Source organism: Ketogulonicigenium vulgare WSH-001 (assembly GCF_000223375.1).
GTDB lineage: Bacteria > Pseudomonadota > Alphaproteobacteria > Rhodobacterales > Rhodobacteraceae > Ketogulonicigenium > Ketogulonicigenium vulgare.
The window spans coordinates 1670098-1691602 of record NC_017384.1; the positions used below are offsets into that span (position 1 = coordinate 1670098).

At 61.4% G+C, this 21505-nt stretch carries 29 protein-coding genes; 4 read left to right on the plus strand and 25 right to left on the minus strand.

All coding sequences use genetic code 11. From position 1 onward, the window contains the following. Positions 1–103 precede the first annotated feature (103 nt). From KVU_RS08125 to KVU_RS08135, 3 genes are read right to left on the minus strand one after another with little or no spacing between them, the layout of a single operon-like run. Complete coding sequence (locus tag KVU_RS08125; protein ID WP_013382977.1) at positions 104–319, minus strand: hypothetical protein; 216 nt, start codon at positions 317–319, stop codon at positions 104–106. Then, positions 319–522, minus strand: coding sequence for a hypothetical protein (locus KVU_RS08130; protein WP_013382976.1), 204 nt, complete (start codon positions 520–522; stop codon positions 319–321). Before KVU_RS08130 ends, KVU_RS08125 begins: the two co-directional genes overlap by 1 nt. Further along, positions 519–1070 carry a carboxypeptidase gene (locus KVU_RS08135; RefSeq protein ID WP_162467566.1) on the minus strand — a complete coding sequence of 184 codons (552 nt, stop codon included), beginning with the start codon at positions 1068–1070 and terminating at the stop codon, positions 519–521. The genes KVU_RS08130 and KVU_RS08135 overlap by 4 nt, the downstream gene beginning before the upstream one ends. 163 nt (positions 1071–1233) lie before the next feature. On the opposite strand from KVU_RS08135, the gene KVU_RS08140 reads away from it, so the two are divergent. Further along, complete coding sequence (locus KVU_RS08140; protein ID WP_236953075.1) at positions 1234–2217, plus strand: Hint domain-containing protein; 984 nt, start codon at positions 1234–1236, stop codon at positions 2215–2217. A 33-nt stretch (positions 2218–2250) separates the two neighbouring features. Here the strand turns inward: KVU_RS08140 and KVU_RS08145 are convergent, their stop codons facing one another. Beyond that, positions 2251–2547 (minus strand): hypothetical protein, encoded by a 297-nt coding sequence (locus KVU_RS08145; RefSeq protein ID WP_013382973.1) that lies wholly within the window; start codon positions 2545–2547, stop codon positions 2251–2253. Between the two features lie 84 nt (positions 2548–2631). On the opposite strand from KVU_RS08145, the gene KVU_RS08150 reads away from it, so the two are divergent. Beyond that, positions 2632–2790 carry a hypothetical protein gene (locus KVU_RS08150; protein WP_156771220.1) on the plus strand — a complete coding sequence of 53 codons (159 nt, stop codon included), beginning with the start codon at positions 2632–2634 and terminating at the stop codon, positions 2788–2790. 20 nt (positions 2791–2810) lie between these two features. On the opposite strand, the gene KVU_RS08155 is transcribed toward KVU_RS08150, so the two are convergent. The 6 genes from KVU_RS08155 to KVU_RS08180 all read right to left on the minus strand — a co-directional run bounded on the left by KVU_RS08155 (position 2811) and on the right by KVU_RS08180 (position 6774). Next, positions 2811–4115, minus strand: coding sequence for a hypothetical protein (locus KVU_RS08155; protein WP_014537873.1), 1305 nt, complete (start codon positions 4113–4115; stop codon positions 2811–2813). Continuing rightward, positions 4115–4378, minus strand: a complete 264-nt coding sequence (locus KVU_RS08160; protein WP_014537874.1) for a spike base protein, RCAP_Rcc01079 family — start codon at positions 4376–4378, stop codon at positions 4115–4117. The genes KVU_RS08155 and KVU_RS08160 overlap by 1 nt, the downstream gene beginning before the upstream one ends. Before the next feature lie 105 nt (positions 4379–4483). Next, entirely contained in the window at positions 4484–4798 is a 315-nt protein-coding gene (locus KVU_RS08165) for an H-NS histone family protein (RefSeq protein WP_014537875.1), read from the minus strand. A 152-nt stretch (positions 4799–4950) separates the two neighbouring features. Further along, positions 4951–5220 (minus strand): hypothetical protein, encoded by a 270-nt coding sequence (locus KVU_RS08170; protein WP_013384754.1) that lies wholly within the window; start codon positions 5218–5220, stop codon positions 4951–4953. Between the two features lies 1 nt (position 5221). Next, on the minus strand, positions 5222–6373 hold the full coding sequence (locus tag KVU_RS08175; RefSeq protein ID WP_014537876.1) for a hypothetical protein: 1152 nt from the start codon (positions 6371–6373) through the stop codon (positions 5222–5224). Beyond that, positions 6370–6774, minus strand: a complete 405-nt coding sequence (locus KVU_RS08180; protein WP_013384756.1) for an ASCH domain-containing protein — start codon at positions 6772–6774, stop codon at positions 6370–6372. The genes KVU_RS08175 and KVU_RS08180 overlap by 4 nt, the downstream gene beginning before the upstream one ends. A gap of 214 nt (positions 6775–6988) precedes the next feature. Between KVU_RS08180 and KVU_RS08185 the strand changes: the two genes are divergently transcribed. Continuing rightward, the gene (locus KVU_RS08185; protein ID WP_013384757.1) at positions 6989–7570 is read left to right on the plus strand and encodes a sugar O-acetyltransferase; all 582 of its coding nucleotides are present in this window, start codon (positions 6989–6991) and stop codon (positions 7568–7570) included. Between the two features lie 8 nt (positions 7571–7578). On the opposite strand, the gene KVU_RS08190 is transcribed toward KVU_RS08185, so the two are convergent. The 4 genes from KVU_RS08190 to KVU_RS08205 are packed head-to-tail and all read right to left on the minus strand — an operon-like array spanning position 7579 to position 12542. Beyond that, positions 7579–8004 (minus strand): tail fiber assembly protein, encoded by a 426-nt coding sequence (locus KVU_RS08190; protein ID WP_013384758.1) that lies wholly within the window; start codon positions 8002–8004, stop codon positions 7579–7581. 2 nt (positions 8005–8006) lie between these two features. Further along, positions 8007–11513, minus strand: coding sequence for a phage tail protein (locus KVU_RS08195; protein WP_013384759.1), 3507 nt, complete (start codon positions 11511–11513; stop codon positions 8007–8009). A gap of 1 nt (position 11514) precedes the next feature. Then, positions 11515–11943 (minus strand): DUF6950 family protein, encoded by a 429-nt coding sequence (locus KVU_RS08200; protein ID WP_013384760.1) that lies wholly within the window; start codon positions 11941–11943, stop codon positions 11515–11517. After that, positions 11922–12542: a hypothetical protein gene (locus tag KVU_RS08205; RefSeq protein ID WP_013384761.1), complete on the minus strand. Its 621-nt coding sequence runs from the start codon at positions 12540–12542 to the stop codon at positions 11922–11924. The genes KVU_RS08200 and KVU_RS08205 overlap by 22 nt, the downstream gene beginning before the upstream one ends. Positions 12543–12636: 94 nt before the next feature. Here KVU_RS08205 and KVU_RS08210 point away from each other — a divergent pair, with 94 nt between their 5' ends. Next, complete coding sequence (locus KVU_RS08210; protein ID WP_013384762.1) at positions 12637–12966, plus strand: GrlR family regulatory protein; 330 nt, start codon at positions 12637–12639, stop codon at positions 12964–12966. On the opposite strand, the gene KVU_RS08215 is transcribed toward KVU_RS08210, so the two are convergent. The 11 genes from KVU_RS08215 to KVU_RS08260 all read right to left on the minus strand — a co-directional run bounded on the left by KVU_RS08215 (position 12967) and on the right by KVU_RS08260 (position 21498). Beyond that, a complete protein-coding gene (locus KVU_RS08215) occupies positions 12967–13617 on the minus strand; it encodes a hypothetical protein (RefSeq protein ID WP_013384763.1) in 651 nt (216 codons plus the stop codon). Next, positions 13614–16652 carry a tape measure protein gene (locus KVU_RS08220; RefSeq protein WP_236953077.1) on the minus strand — a complete coding sequence of 1013 codons (3039 nt, stop codon included), beginning with the start codon at positions 16650–16652 and terminating at the stop codon, positions 13614–13616. The genes KVU_RS08215 and KVU_RS08220 overlap by 4 nt, the downstream gene beginning before the upstream one ends. Continuing rightward, complete coding sequence (locus tag KVU_RS16125; protein ID WP_013384765.1) at positions 16652–16798, minus strand: hypothetical protein; 147 nt, start codon at positions 16796–16798, stop codon at positions 16652–16654. The genes KVU_RS08220 and KVU_RS16125 overlap by 1 nt, the downstream gene beginning before the upstream one ends. Positions 16799–16830: 32 nt before the next feature. Further along, positions 16831–17214, minus strand: a complete 384-nt coding sequence (locus tag KVU_RS08225) for a GTA-gp10 family protein (RefSeq protein ID WP_013384766.1) — start codon at positions 17212–17214, stop codon at positions 16831–16833. Beyond that, entirely contained in the window at positions 17214–17672 is a 459-nt protein-coding gene (locus KVU_RS08230) for a hypothetical protein (RefSeq protein WP_013384767.1), read from the minus strand. The genes KVU_RS08225 and KVU_RS08230 overlap by 1 nt, the downstream gene beginning before the upstream one ends. A gap of 230 nt (positions 17673–17902) precedes the next feature. Continuing rightward, the gene (locus KVU_RS08235; protein WP_013384768.1) at positions 17903–18313 is read right to left on the minus strand and encodes a DUF3168 domain-containing protein; all 411 of its coding nucleotides are present in this window, start codon (positions 18311–18313) and stop codon (positions 17903–17905) included. Further along, the gene (locus tag KVU_RS08240; RefSeq protein ID WP_013384769.1) at positions 18313–18708 is read right to left on the minus strand and encodes a hypothetical protein; all 396 of its coding nucleotides are present in this window, start codon (positions 18706–18708) and stop codon (positions 18313–18315) included. Before KVU_RS08240 ends, KVU_RS08235 begins: the two co-directional genes overlap by 1 nt. A gap of 13 nt (positions 18709–18721) precedes the next feature. Next, on the minus strand, positions 18722–19069 hold the full coding sequence (locus KVU_RS08245) for a head-tail adaptor protein (protein WP_013384770.1): 348 nt from the start codon (positions 19067–19069) through the stop codon (positions 18722–18724). Further along, positions 19066–19593 carry a head-tail connector protein gene (locus tag KVU_RS08250; protein ID WP_013384771.1) on the minus strand — a complete coding sequence of 176 codons (528 nt, stop codon included), beginning with the start codon at positions 19591–19593 and terminating at the stop codon, positions 19066–19068. Before KVU_RS08250 ends, KVU_RS08245 begins: the two co-directional genes overlap by 4 nt. A 50-nt stretch (positions 19594–19643) precedes the next feature. Then, positions 19644–20822: a phage major capsid protein gene (locus KVU_RS08255; protein WP_013384772.1), complete on the minus strand. Its 1179-nt coding sequence runs from the start codon at positions 20820–20822 to the stop codon at positions 19644–19646. Between the two features lie 22 nt (positions 20823–20844). Beyond that, positions 20845–21498 (minus strand): HK97 family phage prohead protease, encoded by a 654-nt coding sequence (locus tag KVU_RS08260; RefSeq protein ID WP_013384773.1) that lies wholly within the window; start codon positions 21496–21498, stop codon positions 20845–20847. Positions 21499–21505 lie beyond the last annotated feature (7 nt).

Genomic DNA, 21505 nt, shown 5'->3' on the forward strand with positions numbered 1-21505 from the left:
CTGATGGCCAATCAGTGCCCGCAGGGCCTGCGGATCCTGATCGGCCAGATAGTCCACGGTCGCGCCAGCCACTTGGATCTGCCGCCAGCCCGCGCAACCCGCCTCAATTCTCTCGCCGCACGAGGCCAGCGCGCTTAGCGCGATTAGCCAAGTCAACATCATCAGCGATCTGCGCATCTATCTCGTCCCGTTTTGCGTCTGCATTCGCAGCAGCCTCTGCCTGCTGCTGGCGCACCTCGGCGCGACCATTGCGCCGTCCCTGCCACCACGCGACGGCTATCGCCCCCGCGCCGATGATCATCCCAATCAGCCAGTCCATCAGGTGGCCCAGCCAAAGCGCTTGGCGAGCCGATAGGCCCACTCCGCGATCACGGCCAACACAGCGCCAAGCGCCATGACCAGCACCCCATGCAGCTCTGCATCCGTGGCGAGCTGCGCGCCAAAATCGGCAGAGATAAAGCCAGCGCTTACCAGAGCACCGGACAGATAGCGCATGATGATGCGCGCCCAGACAGCGGTCATTGTTTCTTTCCCGTAATGATGCCCCAGAAGGCTTTGAAAATCCGCAGCCAGATGCTGCCCTGATCCTCCGGCAGCGCTGCAAGATAGGCTGTTGCGATGGCCGCAATCTCGGCGGCCTTATCCTTGCCATTGACGATGGCCCGAGCGCCGACGAAATCGACCCGCGCGCCATCGATGTAATCGGCCAACTTCTTGCCGGTGAACCAACCGCCGATCATACCGTGGACAAGGATCTGCGCGGCAGCGTCCGGCTCCATCGCGCGGGACGGATCACCAATCAGATCGACGCCGATCTTGGCCGAGGCTTTTTGATAATTGGCTTTCCACGTCAGCTGCACGAACCCGCGCCCATGCCAGGGGTAATAGCGCAGGTTCTTTTCGCGCCACGCGTCGGAGAGCCAGTAAGCTTCTTCCACCGGCAACATGGTGCGGTTGGTTTCCCAATATGCGGTTCCCAGCACGTAGGCCGTCTGTGCGCGCAAAAGCCCTGCCCTGCGGCACGCCGCTAGGATCCGCCGGGTTTCCCCCAGCGAAAGATCGATCTGCATCGATACCTCCTGAAAATGAAAAAACCCGCACGAGGCGGGGACTAGCGAACCAATTTCAAGCAGCTGAGTGGACGTTGGATGCGCCTGCTCAGCGACTTTTCGTTTACAAAGTGCCGCGATTCAGTCTTCATAAATATCGAATATACAAAGGTGAATCTCGAAAATGGCCACATTCCAATTCAGCAGCGGTTTAGTAGTCACCAAAAATAGTTCCGGCATCTACGAACTCGACCCACCGGGATCATGGTTTGGGACTTCGGGTACAACCACTAACGGTTCATCGGGAGCGCTATTTTCGCCTGACGAAACGCTCGTTATCTCCGGTCTTTTCACCGTAAAATACCTCGGAGCAGACGACGACATAATCCTTACCGAGGTGGTAAATTTCGGCGCATTTGGGGAAACTTATCAGCCGGGCATGCTGATGGTGTTTTCACAGAATCCTTTGAATGCCAATCAGATTGCAGCACTTTCATTCCAAGCTGTCGCTTTCGATACATTGACCGGACAGGCCGTCGTCGCCCCTTGCTTTACGCGCGGCACGCTGATCATGGCGATGTCTGGCATGGTCCCTATCGAGGACCTGCGCGCCGGAGATCTAGTGGATACCATCGACAACGGGCTGCAGCCGATCCGCTGGATTGGATCGTCAACGGTTTCAGGCGCAGCCCTCAAGGCAACACCAAAGCTGCGCCCCATCCATATTTCTGCGGGGGCTTTAGGAGAAGGGCTTCCCTCCCAAGATCTGCGGGTTTCACCGCAGCATCGCATCTTGGTACGGTCAAAGATCGCAGTTCGGATGTTCGGCGCGGCTGAGATCCTGGTTCCCGCTGTGAAGCTCGTGGCCCTACCCGGCATTTACAGCGTCGATGAGTGTGACAGCGTTGAATACTTCCACATGCTATTCGATCGCCATGAGATCGTCCTATCGAATGGCGCAGAAAGCGAGAGCATGCATACGGGTCCCGTGGCGCTTCGCAGCCTCTCTTCGCAAGCGCGCGCCGAAATATTATCGATCTTCCCGGAGCTAGAGCAAATCGGCGCTGCACGCGAGCTAGCGCGCCCGGTACCAAGCGGCAAAGACCTTGCCGCCATGTTTGACCGCCACGTAAAAAATACCCAACCCATCCAGAGACCGCTGGTGTAACCCGATGGGCTGGGCCGAAGGCTTAGGTTAAAGCTATTTCCGCCAGGCTTTCCAAAGCTCGATCGCTTGCTTGGGATCATTTACCGCGATCAAGATCCAACGCATGATGCCCTCGGCCGTCAGCGTGAGCATCGCGGCCGCCACAGCCTTGGGGGTATTGGTCATGGCTGACACCCAGTCCGTGGCCAGCCACGCTGCACCGACAGCGACGATCAAGGTACTGATCACCTGCCATGCGCCAAGCTGCTGTGTGGTGCGCACCTTGACGATAAGCGCGACCGCGACGCCGCCCCAGAATTCGGGGCTGCGCAAAGGTGATTGGTCTGACATATTGGCTCCAGCGCATGTAAGTTAACTGTCCGTTAACTATGTTTATTGTTTGATGGTCGCGGTTGGATGAGGGGGATCATCAAGATGACAACCGCCAGAGAGCAGAAGCTTTATGACGCATTACTCGACTACATCGCGTGCTACGGCCTTTCGAAGGCCGCGCGCGAAGCACTTCGGGAATACGAGGCAACTTCTCCAGCAAAACTGCAGGCCCGCGAATTGCGGCCAGTACTCCTGGAGTAATTACATCAGCCGCGATCCGATCACTGCACGCGGGGCGGCGCGTTGCGATAGGGATGGTTCGCGGGCAAGCGCTCCTCGAGGCCGTGACGCCAGTGCATGTAAGCCTCGATCAGATGGCGCGTGGCAAGATCCGGCACCACCCCCAGGGCGATGGCCCCAAGGATCGGCCCGACCCACTGGCGGTTGTTGTTTGCATCAAAGCCCCGACCGATACACCAAGAAGCGCTGGCACTAACCCCGAACGACATCGACCCCATCGGCATCGGGAAAATGCCCGACGACACCTCAGTATCAGCCGCGTTCAGCCGGATCGCACTCGTCCCGGATTGCACGGCATCCGGCTGCTGGAACGACACACGCGCAAGCGCAGCCTGCCCGTTACCGAGGATCTGCGTATAGATCGCACTGCCCGTTGACGTGCCACTGATGATCTCAACGCCCGTGGCAAATTCCGCGAGGATGAGCCACCACATCGGTGCAAAAGCCGCAGGCGGTTGCAGATATTGGTAGGCCGGGGACTTGTCCCAGATGACGGCAGGCATACCCCGAAATGTGCCAGCACGGGGCTGATTGGCGGCTGTGGGCTGGGTCATGTCCCGCACGCCAAACTTGTCGCGCCACGCGGTGACGTAATCCGCGCCGTTGCGCTCGACCGTGGTCCGATCCTCGCCCAGCCATAGTCCACCATTGGCCTTTTGCGGCGCGGTCAGCGCGCGCTCTGGCACCCACATCTGGATCGTATTGCTTTGCATGATTGTCACTTCCGCATCCTGAGAAATCGCCGCGCCCTCCAGCGCGGGGCTGATGATAAGGTCCCGGCCAATCGAGCCGGGGATCGCCACGCCGTCCGCAAACCACTGGCCGGGCAGGTTCGAGCGCAGCCGCGATCCGGCATAGCCCGCGCCCTGCACGATCCGAATGATCGGGCGATAATCGAGGCTGATGGCCGCGCCCTCATAAGCGGGCGTCATCTGCCAGCGCAGCCCCACCGCGCCGGGGATGTCGACGCCATCGGCCTGCCACTGGCCAAAGACGCTGGATTGATAGCTGCTGCCTGCATAGCCCGGATCGCCATCGCTGACCCAGATATGCGGATCCACCCGCAGGAATATCGCCGCACCCTCGAGGTCGGGCGTGATCATCAGCGCACCGCCCCAAGCGCCGGGGATGGCGACGCCGTCCGCATACCACTGGCCCTCGACGCTCGAGACGAGTTCTGCGCCCGCGTATCCGCTGCTGGACGCTAGCGAGATCACCGGCACCGCCCCCGCCCGCGCGCCTGCCAGCGCGGCAAGGGCGGTCAGGCCAAAGCCAAGGGCCAGCATTACCAGATTCCGACGAGGCCGGTGGCCGTGGTGCCCGAGGCCCAGACGCGCGAGACGCGCACCGGCAGCGGCACCCCCACGAGGATCGGCAGCACCACGGGATCGCCACCGCCGCGCATGGTCACCCGCACGTTACCCTCCCCCAGCGCATAGAGCGCGCGCGGGACATGCGGCAGATCATCGGTGTTCGAGGGCGTGATGCTGGCGGCATTGGATGCCGGGCTGTCCATGCCTACTGCATGGTGTTGAAAGGCGTCTGCCATGGTGTTCCTCACATGAGCATGGGGCAAAAGAAAAACCCGCCACAATGGGCGGGTTGGGGTTGGTTGACGTATACTTGTCGAACGCGGTGATCGATGTTCAATCCTTCATAAGGCACAATCGTCGAGAGTTAGACCCTTCAAACCCAGCTCATGTACCCAAGTTGGACGCCTACCACGCCCTGACCAAGTTTGAGCGGGATTGCTTGGATTGCGATAACGCGCAACACCACGAGGGGTTACCTCTTTCATTGACCTGATATCATCCGCAAGTTGGTTCAATGACAGTCCAAATCTCGAGACCGCATGCTCAGCCGCCCTAAGGGCGCACTTTCTATTCCTGTCATCCACGCTGACTAGCGCCTGATCAATTTCCACTAAGAGTTGAACCAGCTCGCGGCGATCGAGGCTATCTAAATCCATTTTTGTCCCCCTAACTGAACAGAAAGAAACCACCTATGGTCATATACAGCTCGTTCAGAGCACATCTGATGAATGTGTTTTCCATTCACTAATAAATGCTTAACGCCTACCGAAAGTTCCTTAGTTAGCTTGTCACTTAAGCAGCCCGTCGCTCAGCCCAACTCATCCTCCATCACCTTGGGCAAACTCACCCCATCCGCCTCAGCGCACCCTTCGGGCACATCCATGCCCGGATAGGCAGGAATCGCGAAGGTGCCCGGCGTGGCGGTCTCGCGCGGTTCTGCCCAGCGGGCGGTGACGCGGGCCTCGGGGGCGACCTCCTGCCCGTCGCGGTATTCCGGCAGGCCAGTCACCAGCGCGGTGGCGGCGGCTTCGGCAGCGATGATGGCGGCTTCGGCGCCCGTCCAATATTTCTGGGTCATGTCAGTCAATCCTTGGGCCAAGTGATTTGTAAGGGTGCGCGGCGGGCAGGCTATCCGCCTGCCCCCAGCTGTGGGCGAGGTATCCAGAAAGCCGGTCGTGGTCGTCAGCGCTCGGCTCATTGCTCAGGGCAATGACCTCCGCAATCAGACCATCCCAGCCAAAGCTGGCAGACTGGCCAGCACCGATGCCCCATGCGCGCAGCGCCTCACTGTTGCGGTGCGGGGCAGTGCCCAGAACGGCCCCCGCCATCGGCAGGACAGCAGCCGTCGGTGCGTGGCCATTCATGCGGACCAGCGGGGTTTGCTGCAATCCGTTTGTGTCGCGATTGCCGCGCACACGACCGGCACCGCTGCCGATCATGCCCCAAAGCGTCGCATAGCTGGCGAAGATGGTTTCGACGCCGGTTTTGTATTGCGCGACGGCGTAGACATACCGCCCGTAATGCGACGACGCCGCCAGCAGGTAGGTCTGTTCCTCCTGCGCGAAGGTCATCACCCTGCGCCCCATCTGCACGACCGTGCGCGGCTGAAGGCTTGCACTGGTCTGCAACATATCCCGCAAGCCGAAGCTGTCAGCGATGGCCGCCACACGATCATCAGCGGCAAGCTGGACACCGCGCCGCATCGACCACCAGCCCTCCTTAAGCGCGGCCGCAAGCACAGTCGGCGTCCACATCTGGATGCGGTTACTGCGCGGCGCGGTGAATGTGATGTAGCTGATCGCCGCGCCCTCGAGTGCGATGGTCATTGTCCATGTCTGACCGCGCGCGCCGGGGATGGGCAGGCCGTCCGCATACCACTGCCCGCCCCCGCGCGACGCGCTGTAGACAGAGCCAGCGAAGCCCGCGCCCGAGGTGATCGAGATCTCGACCGACTGGGGCTGAATCGCGATATCATACTGGATCACCGCGCCCTCATAGGCATCGGTCATGACCCATGTCTGGTCTGTCGCGCTATGGATTGGCACGCCATCGGCAAACCACTGACCACCGGGCTGCGTGGCCGCATAGACCGACCCAGCGTAACCGCTGCCAGATGCGAGCGAGATCTCGGGCGGCTTGGCCCACATCAGCACGGCCCCGCGCCGCAGCTCAGTCACATCGCGGCCCGCGATGCGCAGGGCGCGGATCTTTGCAAAGTCCAATTCGATCATTTGACCCTCGCATACCAATGTAGCGGATTGGGATCGGCCGGCGGCGGCCAGCTGCCCCCCTCGACCAGCGTCACCGTGACGCCGAAGGGCACCGGCACGCCAAGCAGATCAGCCAAAGCGAAGGGGCCGGGGCCGTCGATAAAAATGCTGCCAATAGTGGTGATCCGTTCGCGCGGCAGGACATAGGCTACGTCATAGACAACACCCTGCCCCAAGTCCTGCCGGAACAGCGAGGCACTGAACGCGCCGCCCGTCACCGTTACATCGATCGGCGCGCCGGTGATGATCGCAGCGCCGCTCTTGTCCCAGCCGCGCGGGGTAAAGCGGATCAGGCTCAAATTCTGCGGCGCACCCGCGATATCGCGCAGCTCGCCCGTAACCGTGACGGTCGTGATCGCCATGACTGGCCTTTCTATTGGATAGGTTTGGGCAAAGAAAAACCCGCCTCAAAGGGCGGGTTCGGGCTAACAATGCTAGCCACTGAAGGAAGCTTAATAGGGGCAAAGCCGCCACTAAACGGCAAGTCGACAGTCAGGCTTTTGCCTGTTCTCCTATCTCATTGTAAGCACGACCTTACACGACCACTGCCAATCTCTCGGCACACCGGAGACCAATATGAACGAGTTGCAGAAGGCCGCAGCCGGACTGCTATATGATGCAAATTACGACCCTGCCTTGCTCGCGAAACGTCGCGCCGCTAAGCGCATCCTATTCGAAATTAACAATCTGCATCCCGACGAGGACGAGAAACGGACACAGCTGCTGAAGGGTCTGCTCGGCAAAACCGGCCAGAACATCACGTTCGACGGCCAATTCCATTGCGATTACGGATTTAACATCGAGGTCGGCGAAAACTTCTATGCCAACGTGAACCTTGTGATCCTTGACGGAGCGAAGGTTACCATCGGCAACAACTGCTTCATCGCACCGAATGTTGGCATCTACACCGCTGGTCATCCGCTAGATGCCGAAAGGCGTAACAAGGGGTTAGAATACGCGCATCCCATCACTATTGGAGATGATGTCTGGATTGGCGCTGGCGTGACGGTGTTGCCAGGCGCGTCGATTGGTTCGGGCAGTGTAATCGCCGCCGGTTCGGTTGTCCGTGGAGAGGTGCCGCCAAATGTCATCTGCGGCGGAAATCCCGGGAATGTCATTCGCGAAATAAATGAACGCGACAGTCAGAAGTATCGCTGACGTCCCCTTTACCCCGGCAGATCCGGCCACCTCACCTGCGCCGGATCTGTAAGGTTGCCGGGCAGATCTCGCAGCGCCTGCCGATAGGCGAGCCACGCGGCGCGCGCCTCATCGCTTTGCGGGTAGTCTGGCTGGCTGCGATAGTCGCAGGCCGCGAGCAGCCGCGTGCGCTCCATCCGCAGCTGCGCCCATTGGTAGGTATCGAGATCAGGATTGATGACCCAATCCCATGCGACAGGGTCCCAGACATGGCGATCATCCGGGCGCGGCGGCAGCTCGACCGGCATCCCCCGCACCCAATGCGTCGCAGCCGACCAGTATCCCTGCAGAAGTCCAAAGCCCGCAGGGACACTGATTGTCGGATCGGCGACCACAAACGCCGCGATCTCTCCGGTATCCAGCCGATAAAGGGTAAACGGCACCTCTTGCTGCATGGCTATCTCCGGAATTGGTGCGCCGACAGATAGCGCTGGTAAACATTCGAGGCGTGCACCACCGTCCGCGCCATCAAAGTGTAGGTCGTCGGACCTTGGCCTGTATCCCAGTCGACAAAGTTAATGACCGATGACTGCCGCCATGCGCCACCATAACCGTAGGACCCACCGACCTGCTGACCATTGCGCAGGAGCCACACAACGATCCGCATGTCCGTCGAGCTGCCATCAAGCTGTGCATTCGCGGTGATCATCGTGGCGAGGCCGCGCCGATCGACAGTCAGCTCGAGCAGCGGGTAGTCCGCCGAGTTGGTGACAAAGGTCGGACTGCTTGGCTCCCAATACGCATAAGCCGGGACGGTCACCGCATTGCCCGCGATCTGCAATGTGTTGACCGCAAGATCCGCGATCGCGCCGTTTGCCGCGGTGACGGAATTGGCCGCCATCTTGTCCGCAGTGACGATTTGGGACGTTAGGTGTTGGGTTTGGATGCCGCCCTCGACGATGAGCAGCACGGCGTTGCGCTCCAGCAGTTGCGCTGACCCGATGTTGAGGACAGGCCGACCATAACTGGGGTCGATGTAGACCTCGAGCTTTGCCGTTTTCGCAGTGGCGGGAGAGGTGCCACTGACACTGAACCGGTTGATCCACGCAGCGCCATGCAAAGCGATGTGGCCGAGCTCTCCGACGTAGTTTCCATCCCTGTCCAGATAGGTAATCCGGAACAAAGTCCTGCTCCCACCGCTCACCCAGTAGCCCAATTCGAACGAATAGGACGTGGCGCTTTTGATCGGAAACACTTCGCCACTTAGAACCCAGGCCCAAGGATTCCCTGTGACCGTGCTAGGCGCGGTATTCAGCTGGATCCCTACCCCTTGCGGCCCGTAATTATTGCCATTTTGCGTATCGACAAAGCGCTGCTGGAATACGACGCCTTGCGCGGCGTTCCAGAACCACGAGCGCCCGCCCTGCCCGACCGGCGTGCCGAGATCCTGATAGAGATAATCCGGCACCAAGGAGCCGCCAGTGATCAGCACATGATGCGCGCGAAGTGCACCTGTGGCGATCTCTCGCGCCCCAACGGCGCCCGCCATGAACGCAGCACCCGTCAGGGTGTTGACGACGATATCGCCGCCATCGGTCTTATTAGACCATGCGCCAAGCTCGCTATCCCAACGATAGATCTTTTGATCTGTCGTCAGCACCAGCATGTCGCCGACCGAGCCTGTGGCCGGCAGCACATCGACCACCTCTGGCACCGTGAGGCCCGCCGCAAACTTTGTTTTATCAAGCGACGCCGCAGAGACCCCAGCAAAGACATTCTGCGTCCAAACCCCCGCCGCTGCATCCCAGCGCCAGATCTCGCCCGTGGTGCGGATCATCACCAGCTGATCGGCCCGCGCCCCCGCATCGGGCAGCGCATCCACAGGCTGAATGCCCTGCGCCGCCGCCATCTCCTCAATCCGGGCGACAAAGCCGTCCGGCAGATCGCCCTCCTGCATCTGGATCGCGGGCGTGGTGACCGTGATCCAGCCCGACCAGACATAGCCGCCGGTCAGCTCGGACATCAGCGCACCGCGCACCTCGTAGACAGACGCCGGTGCAACGCCGGTGATCCGCCACTGATAGGGCCGATCATAGGGGCGCATGACGTCAAAGGTCGGCTCGCTTGCTCCCAGACGCCTTGCCTGAATGCGCGCTTGCGCGATGCCTATGGCATCGCCCGCGCAGCCGACGCGGATCGCAGCGACCCGCCCCACGCCTGCATCATCGGCTACCTCGTCGCCGACCGCCGTCCAGCCGTCGATGGCCTGCACCCACGGGATCTCCGGCACCGGGGCCACGCTATCATAGGGCAGCTCGAAGCTCGGCGACCAATCGTAATCGGCGGGATCGACCTCGCGCAGGCGCACGGTGACATTCATGCCGGGCAGCTTGGTCACCTGCTCAACGACGAACTGCTTTGCGTCATAGCCGTTGCGGGCGCTGGTCCAGCTGATCGTGTCCACCAGCGGCTCAAGCGCATAGGCGCCGGGATGCAGGCTGAACTCCACGATAGTATCGCGGCGATAGTCCTCGAGCTGCGCCCGCATCAGCCGTTGCACCTGGTGCGGATAGGGCACCGCCGGATAGCTGAGCGAGGTCGGCAGATGCCGCCCGCCGTCAGCCGCCACGCCCGCTTCCGAGATATACTCGGGCGCATCGCGCGAGGCCCACTTGGCGGTGGGGTCCGGGAAGGTCGCCGTGATCGCATTGAACGTCTGGCTTGCCGGCGCAAAGGGCGTCAGGCTCTGCCCCTCGCTGATGACGATATCCGCATCGGTGATGGCAAACACCGGCGCGGCCGGCAGGCCGACCACGGGCTTTAGCATCCCCCCGACCTCGGCATAGCGCATGTTTGCGCCCTTGCCGATTTCCTCCATCACCCCCAGCGGCTCATCGCTGACCGTGATTTGCAGACCGGCGCGGTAGGCCGGTTCCGTGCCGCCCTCGGCCAGCGCGACCGGCATGTCGCAGGCGTTCATTGCCGCCATCCATTCGGCCAGCGGCAGACGCCACTGCGCCATGTTCTTGCCGCCGAACAGCCATTCATCGCCCCAGTAGATCCCGCGTGCGATATTGTAGCTGATCACCGCCGCATTGCGGCTGGGCTGATAGGTCGCGCGCTGGCCCCAGCGCTGCGCGCCCTGCCCGCCCGCCGTGCTGTCATAGCGCGGGTCATAGAGCGGCAGCGGCTCCGGCTCCCATAGATAGGTCGGATAGCTGGTCAGCGTCTCGCTATCAAAGCGCGTGGTGACGATGACATAGGTCTTGCCGGTGCCGATATGGTTGGCCGTCCACGGGTAATCTGCATCCTCGCCAAATGCCCACAGCAGGAACGGATCAGCGGCGGTTTGCGTGCCGTCGATCCATTTGACCCAGATCCGCGCGCCGAGGTCGCCCTCGCCCTCGTCATCCTTCATATTCGACAGCGGCCAGCCGACAACGGTATGGGTGGCAGGTACTGCGCCAATATCATGCGCGGGCAGCGAACGGATACTGGACGGGCCAAAGAGCGAAAGACCCGTGACGACTGTTCCGACTTTGCCCGCGACCAGGTCGGCGCGCTCATCATTGACCCATGCGCCCGCAAAGCCCTGTGGCAGGCTCGAGATCTCGATCACCTCGGTGATGAACCGCGTCTCGCGGCCCCATTTGGCGATAAACCGGCGCTTGCCCGCCGTCGCGAAGTCGCCGGCGGTGAAGGTCAGCGCGGTATCGTCGCCGAATTCGACATCGAACTTCACATCGTAATTTTGGCCCTGCTGCGCCGCCACGCCGGTCAGCGCCGCGCCAAGGATGCCGGTGCCGAGGCTGACAACCGCGCTAGCCAAAAACGCGCCTATGGTGGCACCCGCCCAGCCAAAGACATTGACGGCAAGCCAGCCCGTCACCGGGTCAGCCGCAGCCGGGGCGGCCACGCTCATCAGCGCGACCACCGTCAGGACCAGCGTCCAGATGCGTGTCATATTAACCTACCTTGAAAGCCCGCTTGATCTGGTCGCGCGGAACCCGCGCGTGACCTGTCTTGTCCAGCACGATCACGCTGGAGATATCGATGACCCCGAGCGCGCCGATCTGCCCCTCGCCGTCCAGCAGCGCCAGATCACCGATCTGGGCGAAGGCCGGATGCACTTCTGGCAGCAGCGCCGCCATCGCATCGCCCAGGCTCTCATAGCCCGCCTTGCGCAGCACACGCAGCGCGCCAGTGGGTGTTTTGTAATTGGCCCAGGCGGGGCGCAGATCTTCGCCCGTGATCGCCTCGACCGCGCCGGCCGCCAAGCCCAGCCCGCAATCATGGCGGCCCCACTCAAACGGATGATCCCGCTGGATATCGAGCGCATGGCTGAGACGCGCCCGCCAGTCCGGCAGGCGGGTCAGCGATCCTTTTTGTACCATTGGACAGACCTCGATCCGATGACCGCGGCGAATTCGCAAAAGCGGTCGATAAGGTTACGACGCTTCTGATGGGCGTCGGATGATTTGGCGGGGTTGCGCGCGGTCAGCTGCCACATGATCTCGGAGCGGATCTGATAGGTGATGCCGCCCTCGCCGTTTTCGCCCGGCGTATTGATCGGCCCCGCGTCGATGATGCCGACCCATTGCAGCTGGGGCGCGGCCGTAAACGCGCCGCCTGTCATGGTGGTGGCGTGGATCTCGCAATAGGCCAGCCGCAGATCATAGCCCCGCGCCAGCAGCTGCGCGGCATCCACCCCTTGGCTGGTCGAGACCGCCACCGGGTTATCGGTCAGATCGCCGACATAGGTCAGATCCTCGACCTTGAGGTTTACCCCGCCGAAGTAGTGCCGCGAGACGTTACTGCCATCGGGCTGCGTTAGCGTCAGCGTGATATCCTCATCGCCAGACCACAGCCCGATCGGCACTTCCGCGCCGCCAGCACGCGGCCGCGCCAGCACCCAGAAAAAGTAAACGGGGGCAATGCCCCCGTCCCGCGCCGCCGTAAGGCTGGCCGCAAATTGTGCGTCGTATGTGCGCATTATCATTTTCCTAGAAAGGCTTAGGCAAGGGTAGACATCTGACAAACCCTTGAGTCATTATCTGGCCACGCAACCTATAAGGGAGTGACACGCCATGATTGACGGTTTTTATAGTGTTGAGTTCGAGACGGTGTTGGGTTCCGGCGGAGGCGTCGTCGTCCTCGAGGACGGCAGCCTGCGCGGCGGCGATTCCAAGCGATATTTCCTTGGAAGCTATCGCATAGAAGATCAGAAGCTGTTGGCCGATGTGCACGTCGGAACACATATGGACAAACTCGACATTCCGCCGGTCTTCGGGGTTAATGAACTCGACCTGAAGATCACCGGAAAATTGACAGCTAGTGCAGCAATTGAAGGCACGGCGCGTAGTCCCCAACGCCCGGACAGCGTCATGGTGTTCAACATGAAGCGCATATCGGGCTGATCATCGCTTTTCCAACATGGTGACGCTCGCGCCGGTCGCCGCTGAACCGCGCCGATAGCTATAGGGCGTGTATCCGTCGTCCGGCACGAACATGCGGCAGACAGGGCGCAACAGTTCGATCTGCGCCCCGACTTGCAGCGACAACGGCGGATAGGGATAGACCGCCACCTGCACACTGCCACCCGCCACCGCGCCGCCGTCCGCGATCTCGCCCAGGTAATAGCGCCCCGTGCCCCAAGGCGCACTGAACCGATCGCCGGCCGCGAACTCAAACCCCGCAGGCAAGCCCGAGAATGTGATCCGTGTGCGATCAGCCGAGAAGCCCGCGACCCGCACGTCGGCATTCACCAGATGCGCCGGCGCGCCAATCGCTGGCCCGCTGTAGGTCGGATCGGCCCACAGAAAAGCCCGATTGGTGCCGAGCGCCCGGAACCGCGCATCGGTGCTCCGCGCGCGGCCGATGCAGTCGCGCGAGAGGTTATTGAGGTCAAAGCTGGCTGTCCACAGCGGCGGCGCGAGCTCAGCCGCCCACCGCCGCCCGTCGCCACCGCCGGACATCTCGTCATAGCGTTGCAGCTTCAGACTGACCTCTGCGCGCGTGGCGATCAGATCGCCGAGGAAAGCCAGCGGGTAGAGATCCGGCAGGGTCATCTGGTCTTCCTTCTTTCTACCATTGCATTGCGGACTTTGACATTGAACCGCTTGTCATAATCGCTGAGCACTTGTGTCATAGCGGCTCTGGCGCCGACGGCGGCGCGCTCTTCGATCGCGGCATCCCCTTGCGCTCCGCTGACATCGACCGTGATCGCCACCGACATGGACTGCGGGCCGGCATGGTCAGCAGTGGTCAAGCTGGACATCGCCGGAAGTCGCATGCCGACCAGCCCCCCTTCCGAGTAGCCAGGTATGCCCGCAGTCTGACGTAGCATTTCTGCGGCCGCCGGCCCGCCCACGCGACTTACATCATCCTGCGACCATACGACCTCACCTTTATGCACAATGCCCGCAGGCTGATACCGCCCGCCGGGTCCAGTGTATCCGCCGGTGTCATAGCTAAGGCCGCTGCCGATCGCATTAATCAGGCCGCCGCCCCATGAGGTCGAGCCAATCAGCCCCATCATCCCCTTGACCATCTGCACCTTAGCAATCTGCATCAGCAAATCCGCAACAGCCTCGCGCGCCGATTTCGACCCATCGATGATCGAGCCAAAGAAATCTTCCAATGTCGCGCGCCCGGTATCGGATGCCTCCTTGATCTTGCCGAGCTTTTCGGCGGCTTCCTCAGCCCCGAGGCCTGCCGTCACATAGGCCTGTGCAAGTGCATCGATCTCCGCCATCAGTTCCGGCGTCATCGCGCGACCTTGCTGTTGCGCCGCGTGCAACAGCTCAGCCCGCTTACGTGCGAACTCCAGCGCATCACCATAGTCTCGCGTGCCATCAGCCACAGAAAGAATTGCAGCAGCCTCGATTTGGAAAGCCTGGGTCTCCTCCCGGATCGATTTGACTGCGTCCGTATAAGGCGTGTCATCGCGCCTGCGTCCCGATCGGCCTTGCTCGCGCCTTGCGTCCTGCGCCGCGAGATTACCAGCAGCGATATGACGGATCTGGGCCTCGGTCAGCTGCACCTCATCACTGAGCGATTGCCGACGAACGCTTGCGATCTCATTTTCCAGCGCAAGTGCTTCACGTGTCAGACCGTTGCGACGATTGGCCTCTGTGACGTAATCCGCAGCCTCGCGCTCGATCCGCTGCCCTTCGCTACGTGACGCCCCATACTCCGTCGCAGCGGCGGCGCGTGCCGCGAGCGACGGATCAGATGCCAGTGCGGCGGCCGCTGACGCGCGATCAGCTGTCCTAATCAGATCAGCAAGCGCTCCCGTCATCTGTGCAATACGACCCAGAAATGGTGCAACGTTTGGATCGGCTTCACCGATGTCTTGCAAAGCCTGCTGCGCCTCGTACGCGGACATAGTTCCTTCTTGCAATGCGACCCTGACAGCCATCAATTGCGCGATGGTTTCGCTCGCGATGTCATCATATTGAAGACCCTTCAAATAGCGATCCAACTCGCGCACGGCCTCCAACTGATCAGAAAGAATGTCGCTCATACCAGACTGCGCAATTGCATCGCGCATCGCACTGGTGGCACGCACATGATTTGCAAGAAGGCTGATGATCTCCCGCCCATCCTCTGTGAAGCTCGACGTATCAATGCTCTCTAGAGAACGGATCACATCATCAGCGCTGATGCGAAGGGCGCCGAACTCTACTGCCAAGTCCCGAACTGCGCTGAGGGCATCCTTTTCTTCACCACCCCGACCCCAACCACCGAACAAGCCGCCCGCGCTCCCGGCGCGATCGACGATCGATTGCAAGTCAACCGTCGAGACTTTCTCCAATTCCTCACGCAAGTCGCGCAAGTTTGCCAGTCGTCCGTCCAATCCATCAAGAGCGGAGCCCACCGCATCAATCGCACTCGCGGCCGGCGGCGCAACAAGTCCTAGGCGCTCCAGCTCGTCACTTACACGCTGCGTCCGGCCTTCGGCTTTCAGTGCAGCATCCGAATACATCACCAGCCCGCCGGCAACGACACCACCGAGCAAAATGCCCAGAGGCCCTGCCGCAGCACTCATGCCGCCAAGCGCCGCAGCAAGACCGCCCACGCTCGAGGCTGCGCGCATGGCTGTAACGTATTTCATGATCTCAACGGCACCGGTGCCAAAACGCACCGCAAGAGCAGCGACAGAACGACCGAGTACCGCCCCAGCCAAAACCGCCGCGACTTTCAGACCTTTATCTGCAACCGTGTCGAAGTTATCCGCAATGATCGTCAACGCATCGGCGATGCGCGCCGAGATCCCCACCGCATCATCACCGCGACCGATATATTCCAGCAGCGCGTTGTTCAGCAGCATGAAGCCATCCTGGATCGTCGCAGGCATGGCCGCAGCCTCATCGCGCAGCTTTGCCATCTGCGAGGTGATCCCGAGCAGCTCCGCCCGTCCGATCTTGCCATCCCGGCCCATCTTGCGCAGCTCGAGTGTGGTGACGCCCATCGATGCTGCGAGCGCCTGTGCCACCCGCCCCCCGGACGCAATGACGGTGTTGAGGTTGTCGCCCTGCAACGTCCCGAGCGCCATCGCGTTCGACAGTGCATTCATCACACGCGAGGCGACATCGCCTTTCGCACCGGAGACAACCAGAGCATTGTTTAGGCTCTCGACGAAGTCGAGCTGGGTATTTGTCGCGACTCCGAGATCGCCAAGCACAGACGCGAAGCTAATATAGCTGTCCGCCGTCATGCGCAGATCGGAGTAAGTCCGGCGCGCCATGTCGCTGACACGCTCCATGACATCGGTGCCGCGATCCATCGACCCAGCCGCGTTATTCACGCGACTGGTAATATCCGTCCAGGCGCTGGTCATCGCTATCAGTTGGCGGCCGCCAAGCGCCGCCGCCAAAGGCGCAAGGATCGAGCCTGCCCGCGCTTTGATATTGTTGAGGCTGCGCCCGATCTGTGTCTCCATATCCTTGAAGGATCGGGTTAAAGTCGCATTCTGGCGCTGGAACTTTGTTGTCGCGTCGCGTTCCATTTTCGCCAGACGGCCCTCGAGCCGCACAATGGATTGGGTGAACTGTTTCTCGGACAACCCAACTGGGAGCTCAAGCGGATCTTCTGAAGCCATCATTTCACCCCAAGTGCCTTCAGGCGATCGAGAGTCACCTCGCCGCCACCTTCCGTTTTGATGCCGTTAAATCGCTTCCAGGCGGCGAAGGCGCTGTGGAACTCCCACAGGCTCATGCGCTGGACCTGTTCGGGGGCGAACCCCATCACGGCCCCGCTGCCATAGAGGAGCGAGAACCTTAACCGTTCTCGTCCGTCATCTCCGCCGCCACTGGCTTTTCCGGCTGATCGTGATCCTTGCCGGAGAAAAAGCCTGTTACGATGCCGTAGCAGATCTTTACGAGCTCCGCGAAATCGGCCTCCTCCATCGCGCGCAAAGCGAGCGCGCGCGCAGCATCCCCTTCCATACCGCCGCCGATCAGTCCCAGGCGAATGCAATCAATGACCTCGCGCACCCGCACCGGCGAGAAGCCGAGCGAGCCACGCTCGATCCCCTGCCGGCAGCGGAAGCGGAAATCCGCGATGCCTTGCGGCGTTAGATCGTCAAGCGCTTCGGCCTCGCCAATACGAAGCCGGAACGCATGCTCGCCGCAGGTCCAATTGATGACCTGTGCCTCCGCCATTAGGACCCGACCTTCAGGCTGCGGGTTGGCGTTTTTGCGAAGCGTGCCTCAACCGAGGCGGAAACCACCGCGCCCTTGACGCGTGACTGGCCAAGGCTGGTGATGATGATCGGGCCAGTCTCGTATTCGATCTCGCCGGCGCCTGCGTTCAGATTGCCGATCCGCGCCAGCATTTCAGTGCTGTCGCCCGCATAGAACTTTTTCAGGAAGGTATCATACCCACCCTGCGTCCAGTTGCCGGTGCCCGAAAAGCTGACCGCAAGGCTCTGCACCCGCACGCTTACGTTGTTCGGTTTGCTCTCGTCGTCGCAATCATCGACCGTTTCGGTCTCACTGGTCGATGCCGTCCGTGTCACATCGGCGCCCATGATCACGCAATTACGTGCCCAGGTAGTGCCGTTGTCTTCAGAGAACTCGAACACGAGCTCGTGGTATTCTTCATGAAAAGGCGCTGCCATTTTGGCGATCTCCTCGTGTTGCAAACAAAAATGCAGCCGGTCAGGGCTGCGCAGGGTCGTCAGGGGTTTTGTGCGTGCTGCGGCGCGGAGGTGGCACTGTGGCACAACCCGCACTGACCGCCGCATCTATAAACTCTTGCGGGAAGTGCTGAGGATCTGGACCCGCCTTGGCTGACCATCCCGCATTGCGCAGACGGCTGGTGTAGTGGAAGTCACGGTGGAAGATCGCTTTAGCCATCATAGCGCTCCATCTGGAATTCGTAGCGAAGCACACCGTGCAGCGTCAGTCCGTTGGGATCGCGCAGGACCTGGCTAAATGGATCGCCCCGTGCCACGATTGGATGTCGATCTGTCTGGACTTGACCCATGATCCGCCGCAGCCGTTGCATGATCTCTTCGCAATGCGCGCGGCCCGTCCGGTTCGACCAGGCATCGAGCTGCAAAGATACATCCTCGATCGCTTGGCACCCGCCTTCTTGTGAGACGCTGTCCCAAGGCCCGAAGCTGATGTAGCCATTAGCAGCTCCCCAAGGGCGATCCGGCACCCGGTCATAGATGCCGGCAATGATTGCCATAAGTGCAGCATCCGCCCGCACCGCTGCCTCAATGGCGTCTTGCAGTTCCGTCGCTGGTGATGACATCAGCCACCTTCCTTCCATGCTTTGCGCACCGCCCGCCGTATTGCTGCCATGGCCTGCTTGCGGCGCAAACGCTTTGCGGGGTTGAAGAAAGGCTTTGCGGGCATTGATTGCGTGCCGACCTCTTGGAGCTTCGCGTTTTGGAAGCGCTCGCCTTGCTTATTGGTAACGATCGTCGCGTCGTTACCCGCCCTTACAACGACCCCAATGAAGCCTGATCTGCCCTGGCTGGTCATGACTGCATCAGCCTCCTCAACGCGGATCGACGCTGCCAGATCCCCATCCGATGCACCCGCGAATGCACGGGCAAGGCTCGCGATCTCTTCGCCCTCTTTGCGGGCTTGGGACCGCCCCGCCTCGATCGCGGCCTTGGCATGGGTGCGCAATTTACGGCGCACAGCGTCGAGTCCCTTAACCATATGCCACCCCCGCCTCCACCAGCAGATAGATCCAGGCGCGATCACTGATCGGATCGACCTCGCGGATATTGTAAACGCCTGTCTGCGGCACATCGCCCTCGTAGGTGGCGCGCCGCATGTCGATCATCCGCCATGATTGCAGGATCTCGCGCGCAGCGGCGCATTGGCGGATCTTGATCTTGAACACAGACCGCCCTTCCAGACGCGCCGCATAAACCGCCTCGCCGCCGCGCGCATAGATGAATTCGGCCCGGCATTCGTATTCATGGGTCCAAATGCCAGTGCGCATATCCGGCGACTCGAACTGAACCCGCTCGATCAGTTTGCCCGCAGTGCTCATCCGAATGCGAAGCTCCTGTAGGTTGCGACCATGTCGCGCACGCCAAGCGGCACCTGGGCGAGACCTGCACCAACGGCTTCGCGATTTAGATACCAATGCGCGACCAGCATGCGCATCGCCTGCACGAGGCGCGCCGGCACATTACCGGGCCCGAGGCCCGCCACGAACACCACCCTCGCCGACGCGACATTCTCCGCGCCGTATACGATCAGGCGGCCATCGCGCAGAGCGTAGCGGCTGGCGTCGAGCGTCACTGCGGCGCCCAGATCATCGACATAGCCTACGCTGGTGATCTCAGGATCGGGATAACCCGCGAAGCCGAGATCAAAGCGCGATCCCGTTGCGGTGAACTCCGCGCGCTCGAGGCGCGTCTGACAGACCGATTGCACCCAATCCACCGCCGCGTCGATGTAGAGGCTGATCAGCGCATCATCATCGCCGAAGTCATCGGCGCGGCAATGCTTCTTGGCATCCTCGAGGGTGATAATCACGCCCGTTGCCTCGCTCGTTTGCTGAATATCCATGCTCACCCTCCAGCCAGCAGAGCGGGGCCCAGCGGCCCCGCCCCAGTTGGTTACTCGCCGCCGGCGGCCGTCAGATCGCCATAGACGATGCCTTCGGGACGCAGCGTTTCCAGCTGCAGCCGTTCTTCCAGAAGGATGGTAACCAGGTTCTTGACGAAGTTGTCGCGATCCTCGGTCGAACGGCGCACTTCGATCCCCTTGCGCTGCCAAATCAGCGTGTTGCCGATAAAGCCGCCGACGATGAACTTGCCCTGCGGCAGGCCCTTGGTGCGGACGACCGGCAGACCCCATGCGGTATTGCCGGCAAAAGCCGGGTGCAGATAGCGACCATCCGCATCTTTCGCCAGATCCAGCGCGGCAGCGTCCAGATGGTTCATCACGATGGCGGAGGCCAGCAGATCCGCCTCGGCCACCTGCGCAATAGCGATGCGGATATCATCCATGGCGTTGACCGGCGTAATGCCGGGCACCAGCCCGCTGTCATAGGTGGTGGAGTTCGCCAGCAGGCCATCGATGCGGCCAGTGGTGCCGGGGCCATTCAGCAGCTCGCCCTCTTCCTTCAGCTGCAAGCCGTAGAGGCCGCGCTGATTGATATAGGCTTCCATGCCGTCAACATCGTCCAGTGTCTCTTCTGTGACCCGGAAGAAGTGCGCCATCTTCACCATCGGCGCTGCCTTCGGCTCGAAGTCCAGCTCGGACTGCGGCTTCTGCGCGCCTTCGGCAACCACGCCGGCATTGTTGGTGTAGCCGCTCTCTTGCAGATATTCGATCACGGCGGCCGTGGTCGCGGCCGTGGGGATGATATCGCGCAGGAACAGAGCCTGATTGACCGGCTGGATCAGCCCGCGCGAGCCGCGGCGTACGCCGCCCGGCAAGTCGATGGTGCCAAAGCTGCCGGTGGTCACATCCTTGACCTCGAAACGCGCCTTGCGGTCATCCTTCAGGGTCTTGAACTCGTCATGCTCGGCGATGATCCGGCCCAGCGACTTACCTTCCAGATCAGCGCCGCGATGCGACAGCTTTTTGGTCAGGTCGGCGACCTGATCGCCCAGTTCGGTCAGGCCCTTGCGGCTGTCCTCGACGTGACCCTTGATATCGGTGATATCCTCGCCGGAGGCTTTCTTCTGGTCCAGCACCTTCAGTTGGTCGCTGAGATCAACCTGCGCCTTCTTCACCTCGGCCAGCGTTTTGCTCGCGTTATCGAGGGCCTCTTTGATTTCCAAGTCCATGGTTTATCCTTTCGATGGACGGTTAGAACTTGAAGGCGTCCTTGATCGCCTTCGCGGTCTCCGAAGCGGACGCGTCGCGCTGTCCATCGCCCAGAGCTTCTGGCGCGCGGGCGGCAATCGCCTTGCGCAGCCAAACCGGGAGGCCCGCGTCACGCAGGGCCACCTCCACGGATTTCTTCAGGGGCGCGAAGTCACCATCCTTCGCCGCCCGCATGATCTGTACCGAGGATTTCACGGCATCGACGCCAGAGCCGTCTTCCATCGGAAAGGTCACGACCGAGATCTCCCACAGGTCGATCTCTTTGAGGTGCCGGATACCGTCGATGATATCGGCGTCTTTGGTGCGATAGCCGATCGACAATCCCTCGATGGCGCCCATCTTCATCAGCGCATGGGTCTCGCGGCCCTTGACCGTTTCCAGCGCCAGACGTCCTTCGACGCGCAGCCCCTTCTCGTCCTCACTGATCGACGTCCAAACCCCGATCGGCTGCGCTGCATCATGCTGCCACAGCAGCTTCACCGACTTTTGGCCCGCGATCGATTTGGCATAGGCCCCCGGGCGCACCATATCGCCGCCCTGATCGACCACATTGAAGCGCGAGGCATAGCCGACGAACACGCCTTCTTCGGTCGCGGCCTTTGCATCGAGCCGCGCCAGCTTAAATTCCATTGCCATGATCTGC

Excerpts from the sequence above, each read along its gene's own strand:
- KVU_RS08125 (WP_013382977.1), bottom strand. The coding sequence starts at position 319 with ATGGACTGGCTGATTGGGATGATCATCGGCGCGGGGGCGATAGCCGTC.
- KVU_RS08130 (WP_013382976.1), bottom strand. The coding sequence starts at position 522 with ATGACCGCTGTCTGGGCGCGCATCATCATGCGCTATCTGTCCGGTGCT.
- KVU_RS08135 (WP_162467566.1), bottom strand. The coding sequence starts at position 1,070 with ATGCAGATCGATCTTTCGCTGGGGGAAACCCGGCGGATCCTAGCGGCG.
- KVU_RS08140 (WP_236953075.1), top strand. The coding sequence starts at position 1,234 with ATGGCCACATTCCAATTCAGCAGCGGTTTAGTAGTCACCAAAAATAGT.
- KVU_RS08145 (WP_013382973.1), bottom strand. The coding sequence starts at position 2,547 with ATGTCAGACCAATCACCTTTGCGCAGCCCCGAATTCTGGGGCGGCGTC.
- KVU_RS08150 (WP_156771220.1), top strand. The coding sequence starts at position 2,632 with ATGACAACCGCCAGAGAGCAGAAGCTTTATGACGCATTACTCGACTAC.
- KVU_RS08155 (WP_014537873.1), bottom strand. The coding sequence starts at position 4,115 with ATGCTGGCCCTTGGCTTTGGCCTGACCGCCCTTGCCGCGCTGGCAGGC.
- KVU_RS08160 (WP_014537874.1), bottom strand. The coding sequence starts at position 4,378 with ATGGCAGACGCCTTTCAACACCATGCAGTAGGCATGGACAGCCCGGCA.
- KVU_RS08165 (WP_014537875.1), bottom strand. The coding sequence starts at position 4,798 with ATGGATTTAGATAGCCTCGATCGCCGCGAGCTGGTTCAACTCTTAGTG.
- KVU_RS08170 (WP_013384754.1), bottom strand. The coding sequence starts at position 5,220 with ATGACCCAGAAATATTGGACGGGCGCCGAAGCCGCCATCATCGCTGCC.
- KVU_RS08175 (WP_014537876.1), bottom strand. The coding sequence starts at position 6,373 with ATGATCGAATTGGACTTTGCAAAGATCCGCGCCCTGCGCATCGCGGGC.
- KVU_RS08180 (WP_013384756.1), bottom strand. The coding sequence starts at position 6,774 with ATGGCGATCACGACCGTCACGGTTACGGGCGAGCTGCGCGATATCGCG.
- KVU_RS08185 (WP_013384757.1), top strand. The coding sequence starts at position 6,989 with ATGAACGAGTTGCAGAAGGCCGCAGCCGGACTGCTATATGATGCAAAT.
- KVU_RS08190 (WP_013384758.1), bottom strand. The coding sequence starts at position 8,004 with ATGCAGCAAGAGGTGCCGTTTACCCTTTATCGGCTGGATACCGGAGAG.
- KVU_RS08195 (WP_013384759.1), bottom strand. The coding sequence starts at position 11,513 with ATGACACGCATCTGGACGCTGGTCCTGACGGTGGTCGCGCTGATGAGC.
- KVU_RS08200 (WP_013384760.1), bottom strand. The coding sequence starts at position 11,943 with ATGGTACAAAAAGGATCGCTGACCCGCCTGCCGGACTGGCGGGCGCGT.
- KVU_RS08205 (WP_013384761.1), bottom strand. The coding sequence starts at position 12,542 with ATGCGCACATACGACGCACAATTTGCGGCCAGCCTTACGGCGGCGCGG.
- KVU_RS08210 (WP_013384762.1), top strand. The coding sequence starts at position 12,637 with ATGATTGACGGTTTTTATAGTGTTGAGTTCGAGACGGTGTTGGGTTCC.
- KVU_RS08215 (WP_013384763.1), bottom strand. The coding sequence starts at position 13,617 with ATGACCCTGCCGGATCTCTACCCGCTGGCTTTCCTCGGCGATCTGATC.
- KVU_RS08220 (WP_236953077.1), bottom strand. The coding sequence starts at position 16,652 with ATGGCTTCAGAAGATCCGCTTGAGCTCCCAGTTGGGTTGTCCGAGAAA.
- KVU_RS16125 (WP_013384765.1), bottom strand. The coding sequence starts at position 16,798 with ATGGGGTTCGCCCCCGAACAGGTCCAGCGCATGAGCCTGTGGGAGTTC.
- KVU_RS08225 (WP_013384766.1), bottom strand. The coding sequence starts at position 17,214 with ATGGCGGAGGCACAGGTCATCAATTGGACCTGCGGCGAGCATGCGTTC.
- KVU_RS08230 (WP_013384767.1), bottom strand. The coding sequence starts at position 17,672 with ATGGCAGCGCCTTTTCATGAAGAATACCACGAGCTCGTGTTCGAGTTC.
- KVU_RS08235 (WP_013384768.1), bottom strand. The coding sequence starts at position 18,313 with ATGTCATCACCAGCGACGGAACTGCAAGACGCCATTGAGGCAGCGGTG.
- KVU_RS08245 (WP_013384770.1), bottom strand. The coding sequence starts at position 19,069 with ATGAGCACTGCGGGCAAACTGATCGAGCGGGTTCAGTTCGAGTCGCCG.
- KVU_RS08250 (WP_013384771.1), bottom strand. The coding sequence starts at position 19,593 with ATGGATATTCAGCAAACGAGCGAGGCAACGGGCGTGATTATCACCCTC.
- KVU_RS08255 (WP_013384772.1), bottom strand. The coding sequence starts at position 20,822 with ATGGACTTGGAAATCAAAGAGGCCCTCGATAACGCGAGCAAAACGCTG.
- KVU_RS08260 (WP_013384773.1), bottom strand. The coding sequence starts at position 21,498 with ATGGCAATGGAATTTAAGCTGGCGCGGCTCGATGCAAAGGCCGCGACC.